Origin of the sequence: Pectobacterium wasabiae CFBP 3304, from assembly GCF_001742185.1 — a bacterium.
Lineage (GTDB): Bacteria > Pseudomonadota > Gammaproteobacteria > Enterobacterales > Enterobacteriaceae > Pectobacterium > Pectobacterium wasabiae.
On sequence record NZ_CP015750.1, the window covers coordinates 3,163,990 to 3,180,088 of the forward strand.

The window sequence follows — 16,099 nt, forward strand, 5'->3', positions numbered from 1 at the left end:
ATGAGCGCTTTCCAGGAAAACAGTTCTCAGAAAAAGAATTCTCAGGAGAACGGCCAATTGCCGCAGGATGAATTCTACATGGCGCGTGCGTTAGAACTGGCGCGTCGTGGCCGTTTTACAACGGCACCGAACCCCAATGTTGGCTGTGTGATCGTGCGTGATGGCGAAATTGTCGGTGAAGGCTACCATTTCCGTGCGGGTGAACCTCATGCTGAGGTGCATGCGCTGAGAATGGCGGGGGAACACGCACGTGGTGCGACGGCCTACGTCACTCTGGAGCCGTGTAGCCATCATGGCCGAACGCCGCCTTGCGCCGATGCGCTGATTACGGCTGGCGTTTCGCGTGTGGTAGCCGCGATGCAGGATCCAAATCCGCAGGTTGCCGGTCGTGGTTTACATCGATTACAGCAAGCAGGCATTACTGTTAGTCATGGCGTGATGATGGCTGAAGCAGAGAAGGTGAATGTTGGCTTTCTGAAGCGTATGCGGACGGGCTTTCCTTACGTGCAGCTCAAAATGGCGGCCTCTTTGGATGGGCGTACTGCGATGGCATCGGGGGAAAGCCAGTGGATTACTTCGCCGCAGGCGCGGCAGGATGTACAGCGTTTTCGCGCGGAGAGCGCCGCGATTCTGAGCAGCAGCGCGACGGTATTAGCCGATGATCCCTCCCTCACCGTGCGGTGGTTAGAATTGGATGCGGATGTTCAGAAACGCTATTCAGAGGCAGATCTCAGGCAGCCCGTTCGGGTGATTGTGGACAGTCAGCGGCGTGTCACGCCGCAACATCGCGTTGTTAGCCAACCGGGTGAGACCTGGTTAGCACGTGTTCAGGCCGATGAACAGGCATGGCCGCAGGGCGTCGAACAGGTCATGCTACCGCAGCACAATGGCGGCGTTGATCTCGTGGCGCTGATGATGGTGCTAGGGAGACGTCAGATTAACTCCGTTTGGGTTGAGGCCGGAGCGAGTCTGGCTGGGGCGTTGCTTAATGCGGGTGTCGTTGATGAACTTATCGTTTACCTTGCCCCCAAACTGCTGGGTGAAAATGCCCGTTCGCTGTGCCTCTTGCCAGGGTTAGATCAACTGTCTCAGGCACCGGAATTTGACATCGCAGAGGTTCGCCAGATTGGCCCGGATTTGCGATTACGCTTGAAACCCAAATTCTGATATACCCTAAATAATTCGAGTTCCAGAAAGGCGGCAAGAGAAGGGATCCCGATGAGCTTACTCAGGTAAGTGATTCGGGTGAGTGACAAATCTGCCAGAGGCAGGTTTGAACGCTGCTCGCAGCGGCCCCAACGGGGCGAGGCACACGTAAGTGTGCCGAGTAGCCCAGCCAACGTACATGCAACTTGAAGTATGACGGGTATACATATGTAAATACGTGGCGTAGGTCCGACAAAACCGGATACGTGCCAACAAAAATTATGATAGAATCCGCCCCCCTGCGGGCCATAAAGACCAAATACAAGGAAAGCTATGAACGTTATCGAAGGTGTTGTTGCTACTCCTGATGCCCGTGTGGCGATTGCGATTGCGCGTTTTAACCATTTTATTAACGATAGCCTGCTGGACGGTGCGGTTGATGCATTGAAACGCATCGGTCAGGTTAAAGACGAAAACATCACAGTGGTCTGGGTGCCGGGCGCTTACGAACTGCCGTTGACGGTTCGGGCGCTGACCAAAAGTGCGAAAAATGGCGGATATGATGCTGTTATTGCTCTGGGAACGGTCATCCGTGGTGGAACAGCGCATTTTGAATTTGTTGCTGGTGAATGTAGCTCAGGTCTGTCCTCCGTTGCGATGGACAGTGAAATTCCTGTTGCTTTCGGCGTTCTGACGACGGAAAGCATTGAGCAGGCGATTGAGCGTGCTGGCACGAAAGCGGGGAACAAAGGTGCAGAAGCTGCCTTGACCGCGCTAGAAATGATTAATGTATTGAAAGCGATTAAGTAAGCCTGATTAAGTAAGGGGAATTCCGTGAAACCTGCTGCTCGTCGCCGCGCTCGTGAATGTGCGGTTCAAGCGCTTTACTCCTGGCAATTATCTAAAAATGATATTGCCGATGTTGAACACCAATTCCTGAGCGAGCAGGATGTTAAAGATGTCGACATAGCCTATTTCCGTGAATTGCTGGCGGGGGTTGCCACTCAAGCTGAGAAGCTGGATCAACTGATGGCACCTTTCCTGTCTCGCCAGATTGATGAATTGGGACAGGTTGAAAAGGCGATCCTGCGTTTGGCGATGTTTGAGCTGAGCAAGCGCGAAGATGTTCCTTACAAGGTGGCGATTAACGAAGCCATCGAACTGGCTAAAACCTTCGGTGCTGAAGATAGCCATAAGTTTGTGAATGGCGTGCTGGACAAAGCTGCTCCGAGTGTACGGAAAGGCAAGAAGTAAAATGAATCGAATCAGGGCCGGATATCCGGCCCTGATCGCTTTTGAATGATAGGTTGGCTGGAAAGGTTATGGTTGAAGGTGAGTTTGACCTTATTGCCCGCTATTTTAATCGGGTTCGAAGTTCACGTCGCGATGTCGAGTTAGGCATCGGTGATGATTGTGCGTTACTGACGGTGGCTGATAAGCAACTGCTGGCGGTGAGTACCGACACACTCGTATCTGGCATTCATTTCCTACCAGATATCGATCCCGCCGATCTGGGTTACAAATCTCTGGCAGTGAATTTAAGCGATCTGGCTGCAATGGGTGCCGATCCCGCCTGGCTTTCTCTCGCTATTACCCTACCTCAAAGCAACAGTCAGTGGCTGTCCGCGTACAGTGACAGCTTATTTGAACTGCTTGATTACTATGGTATGCAGTTGGTCGGCGGCGATACGACGCGTGGTCCATTGAGCCTGACGTTAACTATCCACGGCCTGGTGCCTGCTGGCCGGGCGTTGACGCGTCGCGGAGCTAGAATTGGCGACTGGATTTATGTTACCGGTTCATTAGGCGATAGCGCTGCCGGTCTGGCTATCCTCCAGAATTCACTGCGTGTTGATGATGAGGGTACACGTAAAGGATTGATTCAGCGTCACCTTCGACCTCAGCCCAGAATTCTGCAAGGGCAGGCGCTGCGCGATCTGGCCAGCTCGGCTATCGATCTTTCCGACGGCCTCATCTCCGATCTCCAGCATATACTGAAAGCCAGCGAGTGCGGTGCACGTATTCATCTCGATGCGATCCCGCAATCTGATTGGCTACGAAGCTGTACTGACGAAGAGCAGGCGTTGCGTTGGGCGCTATCTGGTGGCGAAGATTATGAGTTGTGCTTTACCGTGCCGGAAATTAACCGCGGTGCATTGGAACTTGCTTTAGGACATCTCGGCGCTGACTATACCTGTATCGGACAAATTGGGCCTTCATCGGAAGGATTACGCTTTTTCAGAGATAATAAAGCGACCGAGTTGAATTGGAAGGGATATGACCATTTTAGCGAGCAAGGCTGACCCGCGAAGCTGATGTAGCATTACGGCTGAGTAACCCGTAGCGCGAGCTGGTGGCGACTACGGTGTCGTTACACCGGGGCTCTGTGTTGCCCCGGTTGTCGTGGGGCTCTTATTTCATCCACTGTATGATGTTGCGCTCAATGCCAGCGGCATCTAGACCCAGATCGGCACGGATTTCTTCCTGCGAACCTTGCGGAATAAATATATCCGGTAACCCAATGTTCAGCACCGAGACGGCAAGGCGTTTCGCCATCAGAAATTCATTCACACCGCTCCCGGCTCCGCCCATGACGGCATTCTCTTCCAGCGTCACGAACGTGCTGTGAGACTGTGCCAACTCTTCAAGTAACGCCTCATCCAGCGGTTTCACAAAACGCATGTCGATGAGCGTGGCGTTTAACTTCTCAGCCGCAATTTGGGCCTCTGGCAAGAGTGTACCGAAATTCAGAATAGCGATCGTTTCACCCTGACGACGCACCACCCCTTTTCCGATTGGCAGTTCTGATAATGGAGTTAGTTCCGTGCCCGTACCGTTTCCACGCGGGTAGCGCACCGCGGTAGGGCCTTTTTGGTAGTGATAGCCAGTGTGCAGCATCTGACGACATTCATTTTCATCGCTAGGCGTCATGATGACCATATTCGGGATGCAGCGTAAGAAAGAGAGATCGAACGCACCCTGATGCGTTTGCCCATCGGCACCAACAATACCACCGCGATCGATAGCAAACAGAACCGGTAGATTCTGAATCGCTACATCGTGGATAACCTGATCGTAAGCACGTTGCAGGAAAGTTGAGTAAATCGCGACGACGGGATGATAGCCACCGACCGCCAGGCCTGCCGCAAACGTGACGGCATGCTGTTCGGCAATCGCTACGTCAAAATATTGTTGCGGATAATCGCGGGAAAATTGCACCATGCCGGAACCTTCGCGCATCGCTGGCGTGACTGCCATGAGCTTGCTGTCTTTGGCGGCGGTTTCCTGTAGCCATTGGCCAAAGATCTTGGAATAGGTGGGTTGGGCACCTTCTTTGCTTTTTGGTAATGTGCCGCTGGCGGGATCAAACTTTGGCACCGCGTGCCAACTGATCGGATCCTGCTCGGCGGGGGCGTAGCCCTTGCCTTTTTTCGTCATGATGTGCAAAAGCTGCGGGCCTTTAAGATTACGCATGTTCTTCAGCGTATGCGCCAGCGCCTGAACGTCATGACCATCGACTGGACCAATATAATTAAAGCCCAGCTCTTCAAATAGCGTACCCGGCACCACCATGCCTTTAAGGTGTTCTTCGGTGCGCTTCACCAACTCTTTGATGGGAGGCAGGCCGGATAAAACTTTTTTACCGCCTTCGCGCAGACTGGCGTAGAGCTTGCCGGATAATAGTTGTGCCAGATGGTTGTTCAATGCGCCGACGTTTTCCGAAATCGACATTTCATTGTCGTTCAGTACAACCAGCAGATCGGACTTGATGTCGCCCGCGTGGTTCATTGCCTCAAAGGCCATGCCCGCAGTAATCGCGCCGTCGCCGATCACACAAACGGTACGACGGCCTCTGCCTTCACGCTCGGCCGCGACGGCCATACCTAACCCGGCACTGATTGAGGTGGAGGAATGTCCGACGCTTAATACGTCATATTCGCTTTCATCGCGCCACGGGAAGGGGTGCAAACCGCCTTTTTGGCGGATTGTTGAAATACGATCGCGACGACCCGTCAGGATCTTATGTGGATAAGCCTGATGACCAACATCCCATACCAGATGATCGAAAGGGGTGTTGTAGACGTAGTGTAGCGCAACCGTCAATTCAACCGTCCCTAGCCCTGAAGCAAAATGCCCGCTAGAACGGCTGACACTGTCCAACAGATATTGGCGTAGCTCATCGCACAATTTTGGCAGGCTCTCTTTCGGCAACAATCGAAGTTCATCCGGTGTTTCCACTAATGCCAATGTAGGGTACTTCGCGGTATCAAAACTCATAGAGACTCATTAAGTAATTACTTATCGCGTTCAACGATGAAATTCGCCAGCGCTTGTAAGGGGGCAATATTCAGGGACGTTGGGCTAGATGCGATAAGATCGTCCAGCGATGCCAGTGACTCCTGATAAAGCTCCTGTGCTTTTTTTCGTGCATTATCTAACCCCAGTAGGCTGGGGTAGGTGCTTTTACCTAACTGCTGGTCTGCACCCTGACGTTTGCCTGTTGTCGCACTGTCGCCGACAACATCGAGAATATCGTCCTGAACCTGAAAGGCGAGCCCAATCGCGTTAGCGTAGCGATCCAAGTGGGGTAAGGCTGCACGCCCAGCGTCACCTGCGGCTAGCGCACCCATCCGAACAGCGGCGCGGATCAAGGCCCCCGTTTTGTGGCGATGAATCTGCTCTAATGCAGCCAGATCGACCTGATGACCTTCCGCTTCCAGATCGAAAGACTGCCCGCCGCACATGCCGGCTACGCCACTGGCGTGAGCCAATTCTGAGAGCATTGCCAGCCGATCGCGGTCGGAGACCTGCGGCATCGGCGCGTCGGCCAGAATAGAGAACGCCAGCGTTTGCAATGCATCACCCGCCAGAATGGCATTGGCCTCACCAAATTTTATGTGACAGGTCGGTTGTCCGCGGCGTAAATCGTCGTCGTCCATCGCCGGCAGATCGTCATGAATCAATGAATAGGCGTGGATACATTCTACTGCCGCAGCAGGGGCATCCAGACTTTCTAGCGGCATGCCAAACAATTCGCCCGTAGTATAAACCAGAAACGGGCGCAGGCGTTTGCCCCCTAAGAGTGAGCCATACTCCATTGCATTGACCAGTGGACTACTCTGAAAGGGGAGGTCAGCGATGAAATGCCCCAGCATGCGGTTAGTACGTTGGTAATGCGCATTCAGTTGCGTGTTGAAATCGGTCATAGCGAGTCATTATCCGGCGTAAACGGTGACAATGGTGCATCGGGATCGTCGCTCAGCAGGATTTGTACGCGCTGCTCTGCCTGTTGCAGCTTTTGCTGTCCCTGACGAGCGAGTTGGATGCCATGCTCGAACTCATTTAGCGCATCATCCAGTGGCAGTTCGCCAGATTCGAGGCGGGTAACGATTTTTTCCAGTTCGTTCAGTGAGCTTTCAAAGCTGACTGGCTGCTCGGTCTTCTTAGGCATAGTGATTTCAGAATCCTGGTGTTATACGCCGTTGGCTTGTGGCGGCAAAGCGTGGTATCGCGTTCGGTCATCCGTGGATGGCGTGACGATTATACGGTTAAAACGCACAGTATATCTGCATATAATGATATACTCCGCGCCCTGGATGCTATTGGTAAAATCATCTCTGTTCTGGCTGATTTTACCGATAACGTGATTTTAGTGCTCAGGGTAAATTTATTTACACCTGTCTGACCAAGTAACGACAGCCACCATGAAGTTTATCATTAAATTGTTCCCGGAAATCACCATCAAGAGCCAATCTGTGCGGTTGCGCTTTATCAAGATTCTAACCGGAAACATTCGCAACGTATTAAAACACTATGATGAAACGCTGGCGGTTGTCCGTCACTGGGATCATATCGAAGTTCGAGCCAAAGACGAAAGCCAGCGTGGAGCGATTCGTGATGCGCTGACGAGAATTCCGGGTATTCACCATATTCTGGAAGTTGAGGATCACGCCTATACCGATGTGCACAACATCTTTGAACAGGCGTTGGCGCTGTATCGTGAACGCCTGGAAGGCAAGACGTTTTGTGTGCGGGTAAAACGCCGCGGTAAGCATGAGTTTAGTTCACAGGACGTGGAACGCTATGTTGGCGGCGGGCTGAATCAGCACATTGAAACGGCGCGAGTCAATCTGACCGCTCCGCAGGTCACCGTGCATCTGGAAATCGAGCAGGATCGTCTGTTGCTGATTAAAGGCCGTTATGAAGGGATTGGCGGCTACCCGATCGGTACGCAGGAAGATGTACTGTCACTTATTTCCGGCGGGTTCGATTCCGGGGTATCCAGCTATATGTTGATGCGCCGAGGATGCCGCGTGCATTACTGTTTCTTCAATCTTGGCGGTGCGGCACACGAGATTGGTGTGAAACAGGTGGCGCATTATCTGTGGAACCGTTTTGGCAGTTCACATAAGGTGCGTTTTATTGCCATCGATTTCGATCCCGTTGTTGGTGAAATTCTGGAGAAGGTCGACGACGGGCAGATGGGCGTCGTCTTGAAGCGCATGATGGTGCGTGCAGCCTCCAAAATAGCTGAGCGTTATGGCGTTCAGGCGTTGGTGACCGGTGAAGCGTTAGGGCAGGTGTCCAGCCAGACGCTGACTAACCTGCGTTTGATCGACAATGCTTCCGATACCCTGATTTTGCGCCCGCTGATTTCCCATGATAAAGAGCACATTATTAAACAGGCTCGCGAGCTGGGGACGGAAGATTTCGCCAAAACGATGCCGGAATACTGTGGTGTGATCTCCAAAAGCCCGACGGTGAAGGCCGTGAAAGCGAAGATTGAGGCTGAAGAAGGCCACTTTGACTTTGCTATTCTGGATCGCGTGGTGAGTGAGGCGCGGAATATTGATATCCGTGAGATCGCCGAGCAGACCAAGCAAGACGTGGTTGAGGTCGAAACGGTTGCGTCATTTGCGCCAACTGACGTGCTGCTGGATATTCGCGCGCCGGATGAACAGGACGATAAGCCGCTTCAACTGGATCAGATCGAAATCAAATCCTTACCGTTCTACAAGCTGGGTACACAGTTTGGCGATTTGGATCAGAGCAAAACCTACCTGCTTTACTGCGAGCGTGGCGTGATGAGCCGTTTGCAGGCGTTATATTTGCGTGAGCAAGGTTTCAGCAACGTGAAGGTATACCGTCCGTAATCTGAAAAGGCGCGCAAGCGCCTTTTTCATCTACGCTAATCGTGATAGTTATAAATTCCTGGCGGCAGAATGAGCTGTGCGGCGACCTCGGCGGCTTTTTCTTTCCCCAGCAGCAAATCAATGATCTTCAGAGCGAAATCCATACTGGTGCCAGGCCCTTGTGTGGTTAACAGATTCACGCGTGGATCGTAGACGACGCGTTTCTCCATCCATTTCTCTGGCGCTATACTCTCTTTGAATGTGGGATAGCCCGTCATGTTTCCTACGGGGAACAACTGATGATATTCAAGCACCAGAGCAGGCGTTGCGCACATGGCAGCGACAATTTTTCCTTCCAGATGTGTTTGGCGAATGCACTCCACCAGAATGGGGCTATCGCGGAAGCACTCCGCACCTTGTAGCCCGCCTGGTAACACCAGCACATCGAAAGGCCGATCGGCGACCATAGCCAGTGGTGCATCGGCCAGTAGCCTGACTCCGCGTGAGCAGACGATTTCGAGATTACCATCGCTGGCTACGCTGGCAAGTGTTACCTGAATGCCCGCGCGGACAAGCAAATCTATGGTGGTGACGGCCTCAATTTCTTCACTACCAGGCGCCAGACACACCAGTGCCGATGCGGTCATAATCGTTTTCCTTTTGCTTAATGTAGTCAAATAGACGGGCATTCTCGGGGAGCGTCAGGCCGTGGAGACGCGCACGGTGCAGTAAATACCCGGTAATATAGTCAATTTCGGTATGTCGTTGAGCGATGATGTCCTGCAACATCGATGAAGTATTTGCTGCGGTGTTCTGAATAATTTGATTAACGTAGAGCTGCAGACTGTCTCGCGATGTGTGGAAACCTTCCCGTTCCATGACATTGGCCACTTCCTGACAAAGTGAAGTAATCAGCTCTGGATATGCGGCAAGTTCGCCATTGGCACAGTGATATTTCACCGTCAGTGGATTGATGACGCAGTTAGCGGCCAGTTTGAGCCAGCAGGTCGCGCTAATATTGCTATGCCAGGCCACATCCGGTAAGGCCTGATGGAGTATTTCTGCCAAATGGCTTTGGCTGCTGTCTCCGTTAAACGTACCGATATGCGTCGTGCCTGCGGCAACGTGGACAACGTTGGTTGCGTCGCGCCGAGCCGCGTGGGTGGTGATACCGAGCACCAGCGGCTGCTGTAGTGACGGCAACTCTTCCCGCGTACCCATTCCGTTATGTAACAGCAGAATTGTGCAATGCGGGTTGAGTTGGGGCAACAGTACGGTAATGGCATCGGAAACTTGCCAGGCTTTTAGCGTGACCAGCAGTAGTTCGCTCTGGGCAAGATGATCAGGATCGTTAGCCGTTAGGTTGAGATTGCAGTGCTGGCCGTCCAACATGGTGACATTGACCGAACAATACGGTTGCGGAATGCGCAGCCATCCCTGGACATCATGTCCTTGTTGATGCAACGCGGCGAGCCAAAGTTGCCCCAGCGCGCCACAGCCAAGAACGGTGATTTTCATGTGCGTCTCCCTTATTTGATGCGGGCACTGTCGATCTCCTATCATAGGCTATCATTCACACCATCATTTTGTGTTATTCGGCCTGTTTACTTGTTATAGAGTAAAAATCGGGATCGTGTCTGGCATCTTGCTTATCGCAGAAGAGCGGTTATTATGCTCGCCAGCCAAATTTGTCAGGAGAGCGAATTATGCCATCTTTCGATATTGTTTCGGAAATTGATATGCAGGAAGTCCGTAACGCGGTGGAAAATGCGACGCGCGATCTGAGCACTCGCTGGGATTTTCGCAATGTTCCGGCCAGCTTTGAACTGAATGAGAAATCACAGAGCATTAAAGTGGCCAGCGAGTCTGATTTTCAGGTACAACAACTGGTTGATATTCTGCGTGAAAAGTTGGTTAAGCGTGGTATTGAAGGCGGTGCGCTGGAAATTCCAGAAGAGATGGAGCACAGCGGCAAAACGTACAGTGTGGAAGCGAAGCTGAAGCAAGGTATTGAAACTACGCTGGCGAAGCAAATTATCAAGCTGATTAAAGACAGCAAGCTAAAAGTGCAGGCGCAGATTCAGGGTGAACAGGTTCGCGTCACAGGGAAATCACGTGATGATTTACAAGGTGTTATGGCGTTGATTCGTGGCGGCAATTTGGGACAACCGTTCCAGTTTACCAACTTCCGCGATTGATACTTTTAGTCATCTGCCTTGTGGTTGCTGACAAAGTCCGCAGAGCGGGGGTAACGGATAGATCGTAAAGACGCTGTAAACACGTCCTTGTGCGCTCGGCTTGCGCCATCCATGGCGCAAACGCTTTACTCTTCTATCCCGTTACTCCCGTTTTCATTCGGCAAATAAGTTTGTCAACGGTCTGAGGCCAGCGAACGCTGGCCTTTTGCTTGGCTTAAACGTGGCCCGCTATTTGTTCTAACTGCTGCCGATTGGTCTTTTTGTTGTCGATCTTCACATAAGCGCTGTACTCATCCGGCACGATAACCACTTCAGCAACGCCGGGCTGGGTGCGAATTCTCTGTTCCAACTCACTATCCTGCAATGCTAAATCAGTCAGTGAGATTCTCAGACTGCTGAGATAGGGTGGTTCCTGCATGGTAAAGCTGACGAACAGCCAGATAGCGGCAATGGCTGCGCCAGCCATAAACACGACAGATGCACCATAAAGCTCAAACAACCCACCGCCTAGGCTCCCGCCAATTGCTACACCGATAAACTGTGTGGTGGAGTAAACGCCCATTGCAGTGCCTTTGTATCCCGCTGGCGATTCCTTGCTAATCAACGATGGCAACAGCGCCTCCATGACGTTGAAAGCCAGAAAGAATAGCTGTACACCGAGGATAATTTGCCAGAGATGGTTACCCGCATCCCACAGGACGACTTCTGCGGCGATTAATACCACGATGCAGCCGATGAAAACCTGTTTCATCCGCCTTTTCACTTCGGCATAGATAATGAAAGGCACGACGCCGACAAAAGAGAGCAGCATAGTAACCAGATAGATTTTCCAGTGATCCTGCGGTGCCAGCCCCGCGGATTCCAGCGCGCGGGGTAGGGCGACAAAGCTCGACATCAGCAGGATATGGAGGCACATAATGCCGATATTCAGCTTCAACAGGCGGCTATTGCCGAGTACTTTGCGGAAGCTGCCACGTACCATCGCTGATTCTCGATTCAGGACGTGTGCTGGTGCGGAAGGAATCAAGGTTAGGGTAATGACAATGCCAGCGAGTGACAGAAGGGCGATGCCCCAGAAGAGTGCCTGTAAACCGAAGGCGTGAGTAACAATAGGGCCAACAACCATGGCGATAGCAAAGGTGACGCCGAAGCTCACGCCGATAAACGCCATAGCTTTGGTTCGGTTCTGTTCACGCGTCAGATCGGAAAGCAGCGCCATGACGGCGGCGGAGATGGCCCCTGCGCCTTGCAATGCCCGGCCAAGGATAATGCCCCAGATGGAATCGCTGAGTGCTGCGATGACACTACCGAATGCAAAAATCAGCAACCCCCCGACGATCAGCGGCTTTCTGCCGATACGATCGGAGACTAAGCCAAAGGGAATTTGGAAAATAGCCTGCATCAGACCATAAATACCAATCGCAATCCCGATTAGCGCTTCACTGGCTCCCTGCAAGGCCATGCCGTAAGTTGTCAAAACGGGTAGCACCATGAACATGCCAAGCATGCGCAGTGAAAAAACAGCTCCCAAGCCCCATGTGGCGCGTAATTCGCCTGAGGTCATTTTATTATCGTTCATTCGTTACCTCTGAAAACAATTGGCGCTATTTTAGTGTGTTATTGGCCAGACAGTAAACGATAGGTTTTGGCAGAGGGGGAAAAGAAAAACGCTGGGTGTGTTTTCAACGTCGCTTGCGACGGCACGAAGGGGCGTGTAGGAAGCACGTCATAAAAAACAGGTGGACGAGCCACCTGTTTTTTTAATGAATAACGTACTGCTTATGGTTAACGCAGGTAGGTCAGCAGAACCTCATGCGCGGGTGCCATTGAATCCACGGACATCATAACGCTCAGTGAGGTGATCGCGACGATGGAGAAAACAAACAGTTTTCTTGCCCATACGCGGTCATCAATCGCGTTTTTATAGCCTGACAACGCCATACCCAACCACCACACGCTGACTGCTGCGGCAACGATCAGATATTTGTAGCCTGCATAACCGCCGAGAGACAGCATCAATGTTGCAACCGCAAACGCCACGATATAGAGCGTGATGTGGTTTTTCGCAACGGAGATACCTTTCACAACAGGTAGCACTGGGATATTGGCAGCCTGATAATCCTTGAAGCGGAAAATTGCGATCGCGTAGGAATGCGGCATCTGCCACAGGCTAAAGATCAGCAGTAGAATCAACGCGCCAGCGTCGAACTGGTTGCTGACGGCACAGTAACCGATAACCGGTGGCGCTGCGCCAGACAGGCTACCAATTAGCGTGCCATAAACAGAATGTCGCTTCATGTACAGGCTATATACACCGACATACACGACGAAGCCCATCACCGCCAGCCACATGGCCAGCGGGTTGGCTGCGATGTACAGCAGGGCAAAGCCCGCAATACCTAACAGCGATGCGTAAACCAGCGTTACCTTCAGCGAAATCAGTCCCTTTACCAGAACCCGATTTTTGGTTCTCTCCATTTTCTTATCGATATCGCGGTCAATGACGTTGTTAAACACGCAGCCAGACGCAACGACTAACGACACACCCACGAGGGTGGCGAGAAACAAGGGATAATCAATGCGGCCCTGTGCCGCAAGGAGAAACCCACCGATAACGGAAATCAGATTTCCGAAAATAATTCCTGGTTTAGTAACTTGCAGGTATTGCTTAATCATCTTTTACGGCTCTGTTACTGGATCATCATATTGTGGTGTGCGCTCATCATAATCCAGATGGAGCCCACGACAACAATCGCGATAATCAGGACGGCAAACACAAGAGCCACCACGTTCCAGCGCTCTTCTGAGGACGTATTCAGGTGCAGGAAGTACACCAGATGCACCAGAATTTGAACCACTGCACATCCCACCACCGTGAAAAGAATGGCGTTATGCGAGGCAGTGCCGCTCATGACCATACTGAAAGGAATGACTGTCAAAATAACGGACAGAACAAAACCTATCACATATGACTTAACGCTGCCGTGGCTGGCACCTGCATGATCGGTTGGTGAATGACTCATTACATTGCCCCCAGCAGATAAACAACGGTGAAGACACAGATCCACACCACATCAAGGAAGTGCCAGAACAGACTCAGACACATCAGACGTGTTTTATTGGTTGCCGTCAGGCCACGTTTGGACACCTGAATCATCATGATGACCAACCAGATTAAACCGCCCGTTACGTGAAGCCCGTGGGTGCCGACCAGCGCGAAGAAGGCAGACAGGAACGCACTGCGATCCGGGCCATAGCCTTCCACGATCAGGTGATGGAATTCATAGATTTCCATCCCGATGAACACCAGGCCGAACAAGAAGGTCACACCCAACCAGGTATTAACCTGAGATTTGTTGCCCTTGTTCATGGCGATCATCGCCATGCCGTAGGTAATACTACTGAACAACAATGCGAACGTTTCCACCAGCACGAAAGGCAGTTGGAAAATGTCCTTCCCGCTTGGGCCACCAGCCGTACCGTTAACCAGTACTGCATACGTTGCGAACAGTGACCCGAAAATGATCAGGTCGCTCATCAGGTAGACCCAGAAGCCGAATACTTTGTTGGCACCTGTGTCGTGGTGCCCATGCTCGGCATGGGCCGTATTGTGGTTAGCCAGAGTTTCAGTTGACATGTTTCACGCCTGCCTTACTGAGTTGATCAAAGTTCTGATTCTCAATTTGCTCAATTTCTTTAACCGTCACGTAGTAATCCACGTCCTGATTAAAGCTGTGCACAATCCAGGTCACAATCATGCCTGCAAAGCCAGCGATGGCCAGCCACCAGATATGCCAGATCATCGCAAAACCGAATACCAGACTGAATGCGGAGATAATCACACCAGCACCCGTGTTCTTCGGCATGTGAATTTCTTCATAGCTGGCAGGGCGCTTGTAAGCTTCACCTTTCTCTTTCGCTTCCCAGAAAGCATCACGCTCGTCGATGTGTGGCACGATGGCGAAGTTATAGAACGGCGCAGGAGAAGAGGTTGCCCACTCCAGCGTGCGTCCACCCCACGGATCGCCCGTCAGATCGCGGTTCTGGTCACGGTCACGGATACTGACGTAGAACTGGATCACCTGACACAGCACACCGATACCAATCAATACTGCACCGACGGAAGCCACAACCAGCAAGGTGTGGAATTCAGGGCTGATTTGCTGGCTCAGACGACGCGTCATGCCCATGAAACCGAGAACGTACAGCGGCATAAAGGCAACGAAGAAGCCGATAATCCAGAACCAGAACGCGCGTTTACCCCAAGTTTCGTTCAGCGTGAAACCAAAGGCTTTCGGGAACCAGTAAGTAATACCCGCGAAACAACCAAACACCACGCCGCCGATGATCACGTTATGGAAGTGAGCAATCAGGAACAGACTGTTGTGCAGGACAAAGTTTGCGCCCGGTACGGCCAGCAGTACGCCTGTCATCCCACCGATGGTGAAGGTGATGATGAAGCCCGTAGTCCACAGCATCGTGGAGTGGGGCTGAATACGACCTTGGTACATAGTGAACAGCCAGTTGAAGATTTTAACCCCGGTTGGGATTGAAATAATCATTGTGGCTATACCAAAGAAGGCGTTGACGTTTGCGCCGGACCCCATGGTAAAGAAGTGGTGCAGCCAAACGATGAACGACAGAACCGTAATCGCAATGGTTGCCCATACCAGTGAGGTGTAGCCAAACAGACGTTTTCTACAGAAGGTGGCAACCACTTCGGAGTAAACACCGAATATCGGCAGCACCAGAATGTAAACCTCAGGATGACCCCATGCCCAAATCAGGTTGATGTACATCATCATGTTGCCACCCATATCATTGGTAAAGAAATGGGTGCCGAGGTAACGGTCAAGCGTCAGCAGCGCAATGGTCACGGTCAATATCGGGAATGCGGCAATGATCAGCACGTTGGTACACAGCGCTGTCCAGGTAAATACCGGCATTTTCATCAGCGTCATGCCTGGCGCGCGCATCTTCAGAATCGTTGCGAAGAAGTTAACGCCAGTCAGCGTGGTACCGATACCGGATATCTGTAGACTCCATATCCAGTAGTCGACCCCGACGCCGGGACTGTACTCCTTTCCTGAAAGTGGCGGATAGGCCACCCAGCCAGTCTGCGCGAACTCACCGACCCCGAGAGAGAGGTTGATCAAGACAACGCCAGCCACAAACAGCCAGAAGCTGAGGGAGTTCAGGAATGGGAAAGCAACGTCACGCGCACCGATCTGCAAGGGAACCGCAAGGTTCATCAAGCCAACAACGAACGGAGTTGCCACGAAGAAGATCATGATGACACCGTGCGCGGTGAAAATCTGATCGTAGTGGTGAGCGTTTAGGAAGCCTTCATGCCCGGCAGAAGCGAGAACCTGCTGACCGCGCATCATGATGGCATCGGCAAAGCCACGAATCATCATCACTAAGCCGACGATGATATACATGATACCGATTTTCTTGTGGTCGACGGAGGTGAACCACTCGGCCCACAGCCACTTCCACTTACCGAAATAGGTTATTGCCGCCAGCAGCGCAAGGCCACCAACGATGATCGCCGCCACGGTGACCATAATAATGGGTTCGTGGTACGGAACCGCATCGAGTGTAAGTTTTCCGAACATCGTA

At 52.0% G+C, this 16,099-nt stretch carries 16 protein-coding genes; 6 read left to right on the forward strand and 10 right to left on the reverse strand.

Going from position 1 to position 16,099, the window contains the following annotated elements:
- From ribD to thiL, 4 genes are all read left to right on the forward strand, one after another.
- The gene (ribD, locus tag A7983_RS14270) at window positions 1-1,167 is read left to right on the forward strand and encodes a bifunctional diaminohydroxyphosphoribosylaminopyrimidine deaminase/5-amino-6-(5-phosphoribosylamino)uracil reductase RibD (protein WP_005976000.1); all 1,167 of its coding nucleotides are present in this window, start codon (window positions 1-3) and stop codon (window positions 1,165-1,167) included.
- Window positions 1,168-1,479: 312 nt separating this feature from the next.
- On the forward strand, window positions 1,480-1,956 hold the full coding sequence (gene ribH, locus A7983_RS14275; protein WP_005976002.1) for a 6,7-dimethyl-8-ribityllumazine synthase: 477 nt from the start codon (window positions 1,480-1,482) through the stop codon (window positions 1,954-1,956).
- Between the two features lie 24 nt (window positions 1,957-1,980).
- Entirely contained in the window at window positions 1,981-2,400 is a 420-nt protein-coding gene (nusB, locus tag A7983_RS14280) for a transcription antitermination factor NusB (RefSeq protein WP_005976004.1), read from the forward strand.
- A 68-nt stretch (window positions 2,401-2,468) separates the two neighbouring features.
- Window positions 2,469-3,449, forward strand: a complete 981-nt coding sequence (gene thiL / locus A7983_RS14285; RefSeq protein ID WP_005976005.1) for a thiamine-phosphate kinase — start codon at window positions 2,469-2,471, stop codon at window positions 3,447-3,449.
- A 109-nt stretch (window positions 3,450-3,558) separates the two neighbouring features.
- Here thiL and dxs read toward each other — a convergent pair whose 3' ends face one another.
- Genes dxs through xseB form a run of 3 tightly spaced genes read right to left on the reverse strand, consistent with a single transcriptional unit; the run spans window position 3,559 to window position 6,598 of the window.
- Window positions 3,559-5,424, reverse strand: coding sequence for a 1-deoxy-D-xylulose-5-phosphate synthase (dxs, locus tag A7983_RS14290; protein WP_005976006.1), 1,866 nt, complete (start codon window positions 5,422-5,424; stop codon window positions 3,559-3,561).
- 17 nt (window positions 5,425-5,441) lie between these two features.
- On the reverse strand, window positions 5,442-6,353 hold the full coding sequence (gene ispA, locus A7983_RS14295; RefSeq protein ID WP_005976007.1) for a (2E,6E)-farnesyl diphosphate synthase: 912 nt from the start codon (window positions 6,351-6,353) through the stop codon (window positions 5,442-5,444).
- Window positions 6,350-6,598: an exodeoxyribonuclease VII small subunit gene (gene xseB / locus A7983_RS14300; RefSeq protein WP_005976008.1), complete on the reverse strand. Its 249-nt coding sequence runs from the start codon at window positions 6,596-6,598 to the stop codon at window positions 6,350-6,352. Before xseB ends, ispA begins: the two co-directional genes overlap by 4 nt.
- A gap of 253 nt (window positions 6,599-6,851) precedes the next feature.
- On the opposite strand from xseB, the gene thiI reads away from it, so the two are divergent.
- Window positions 6,852-8,300 carry a tRNA uracil 4-sulfurtransferase ThiI gene (gene thiI / locus A7983_RS14310; protein ID WP_005976009.1) on the forward strand — a complete coding sequence of 483 codons (1,449 nt, stop codon included), beginning with the start codon at window positions 6,852-6,854 and terminating at the stop codon, window positions 8,298-8,300.
- 35 nt (window positions 8,301-8,335) lie between these two features.
- On the opposite strand, the gene yajL is transcribed toward thiI, so the two are convergent.
- Window positions 8,336-8,926, reverse strand: coding sequence for a protein deglycase YajL (yajL, locus tag A7983_RS14315; protein ID WP_005976010.1), 591 nt, complete (start codon window positions 8,924-8,926; stop codon window positions 8,336-8,338).
- Window positions 8,889-9,797 carry a 2-dehydropantoate 2-reductase gene (panE, locus tag A7983_RS14320; RefSeq protein ID WP_005976011.1) on the reverse strand — a complete coding sequence of 303 codons (909 nt, stop codon included), beginning with the start codon at window positions 9,795-9,797 and terminating at the stop codon, window positions 8,889-8,891. The genes yajL and panE overlap by 38 nt, the downstream gene beginning before the upstream one ends.
- A gap of 188 nt (window positions 9,798-9,985) precedes the next feature.
- On the opposite strand from panE, the gene A7983_RS14325 reads away from it, so the two are divergent.
- The gene (locus A7983_RS14325) at window positions 9,986-10,477 is read left to right on the forward strand and encodes a YajQ family cyclic di-GMP-binding protein (RefSeq protein WP_005976012.1); all 492 of its coding nucleotides are present in this window, start codon (window positions 9,986-9,988) and stop codon (window positions 10,475-10,477) included.
- Window positions 10,478-10,691: 214 nt separating this feature from the next.
- Here A7983_RS14325 and A7983_RS14330 read toward each other — a convergent pair whose 3' ends face one another.
- The 5 genes from A7983_RS14330 to cyoB form a co-directional block, all read right to left on the reverse strand.
- Window positions 10,692-12,056, reverse strand: a complete 1,365-nt coding sequence (locus tag A7983_RS14330; RefSeq protein WP_005976013.1) for an MFS transporter — start codon at window positions 12,054-12,056, stop codon at window positions 10,692-10,694.
- Between the two features lie 206 nt (window positions 12,057-12,262).
- Window positions 12,263-13,153 carry a heme o synthase gene (gene cyoE / locus A7983_RS14335; protein WP_005976015.1) on the reverse strand — a complete coding sequence of 297 codons (891 nt, stop codon included), beginning with the start codon at window positions 13,151-13,153 and terminating at the stop codon, window positions 12,263-12,265.
- A 14-nt stretch (window positions 13,154-13,167) separates the two neighbouring features.
- The gene (locus tag A7983_RS14340) at window positions 13,168-13,500 is read right to left on the reverse strand and encodes a cytochrome o ubiquinol oxidase subunit IV (protein ID WP_005976016.1); all 333 of its coding nucleotides are present in this window, start codon (window positions 13,498-13,500) and stop codon (window positions 13,168-13,170) included.
- On the reverse strand, window positions 13,500-14,114 hold the full coding sequence (locus A7983_RS14345) for a cytochrome o ubiquinol oxidase subunit III (protein WP_005976017.1): 615 nt from the start codon (window positions 14,112-14,114) through the stop codon (window positions 13,500-13,502). The genes A7983_RS14340 and A7983_RS14345 overlap by 1 nt, the downstream gene beginning before the upstream one ends.
- Window positions 14,104-16,095, reverse strand: coding sequence for a cytochrome o ubiquinol oxidase subunit I (gene cyoB, locus A7983_RS14350; RefSeq protein WP_005976019.1), 1,992 nt, complete (start codon window positions 16,093-16,095; stop codon window positions 14,104-14,106). Before cyoB ends, A7983_RS14345 begins: the two co-directional genes overlap by 11 nt.
- Between the last annotated feature and the right edge of the window lie 4 nt (window positions 16,096-16,099).

What these genes read in the sequence shown, in the direction of transcription:
- A7983_RS14345 (WP_005976017.1), bottom strand. Translation starts at nt 14,114, where the DNA reads ATGTCAACTGAAACTCTGGCTAACCACAATACGGCCCATGCCGAGCAT.
- ispA (WP_005976007.1), bottom strand. Translation starts at nt 6,353, where the DNA reads ATGACCGATTTCAACACGCAACTGAATGCGCATTACCAACGTACTAAC.
- yajL (WP_005976010.1), bottom strand. Translation starts at nt 8,926, where the DNA reads ATGACCGCATCGGCACTGGTGTGTCTGGCGCCTGGTAGTGAAGAAATT.
- A7983_RS14340 (WP_005976016.1), bottom strand. Translation starts at nt 13,500, where the DNA reads ATGAGTCATTCACCAACCGATCATGCAGGTGCCAGCCACGGCAGCGTT.
- cyoE (WP_005976015.1), bottom strand. Translation starts at nt 13,153, where the DNA reads ATGATTAAGCAATACCTGCAAGTTACTAAACCAGGAATTATTTTCGGA.
- ribD (WP_005976000.1), top strand. Translation starts at nt 1, where the DNA reads ATGAGCGCTTTCCAGGAAAACAGTTCTCAGAAAAAGAATTCTCAGGAG.
- A7983_RS14330 (WP_005976013.1), bottom strand. Translation starts at nt 12,056, where the DNA reads ATGAACGATAATAAAATGACCTCAGGCGAATTACGCGCCACATGGGGC.
- cyoB (WP_005976019.1), bottom strand. Translation starts at nt 16,095, where the DNA reads ATGTTCGGAAAACTTACACTCGATGCGGTTCCGTACCACGAACCCATT.
- A7983_RS14325 (WP_005976012.1), top strand. Translation starts at nt 9,986, where the DNA reads ATGCCATCTTTCGATATTGTTTCGGAAATTGATATGCAGGAAGTCCGT.
- thiL (WP_005976005.1), top strand. Translation starts at nt 2,469, where the DNA reads ATGGTTGAAGGTGAGTTTGACCTTATTGCCCGCTATTTTAATCGGGTT.
- xseB (WP_005976008.1), bottom strand. Translation starts at nt 6,598, where the DNA reads ATGCCTAAGAAGACCGAGCAGCCAGTCAGCTTTGAAAGCTCACTGAAC.
- dxs (WP_005976006.1), bottom strand. Translation starts at nt 5,424, where the DNA reads ATGAGTTTTGATACCGCGAAGTACCCTACATTGGCATTAGTGGAAACA.
- ribH (WP_005976002.1), top strand. Translation starts at nt 1,480, where the DNA reads ATGAACGTTATCGAAGGTGTTGTTGCTACTCCTGATGCCCGTGTGGCG.
- thiI (WP_005976009.1), top strand. Translation starts at nt 6,852, where the DNA reads ATGAAGTTTATCATTAAATTGTTCCCGGAAATCACCATCAAGAGCCAA.
- panE (WP_005976011.1), bottom strand. Translation starts at nt 9,797, where the DNA reads ATGAAAATCACCGTTCTTGGCTGTGGCGCGCTGGGGCAACTTTGGCTC.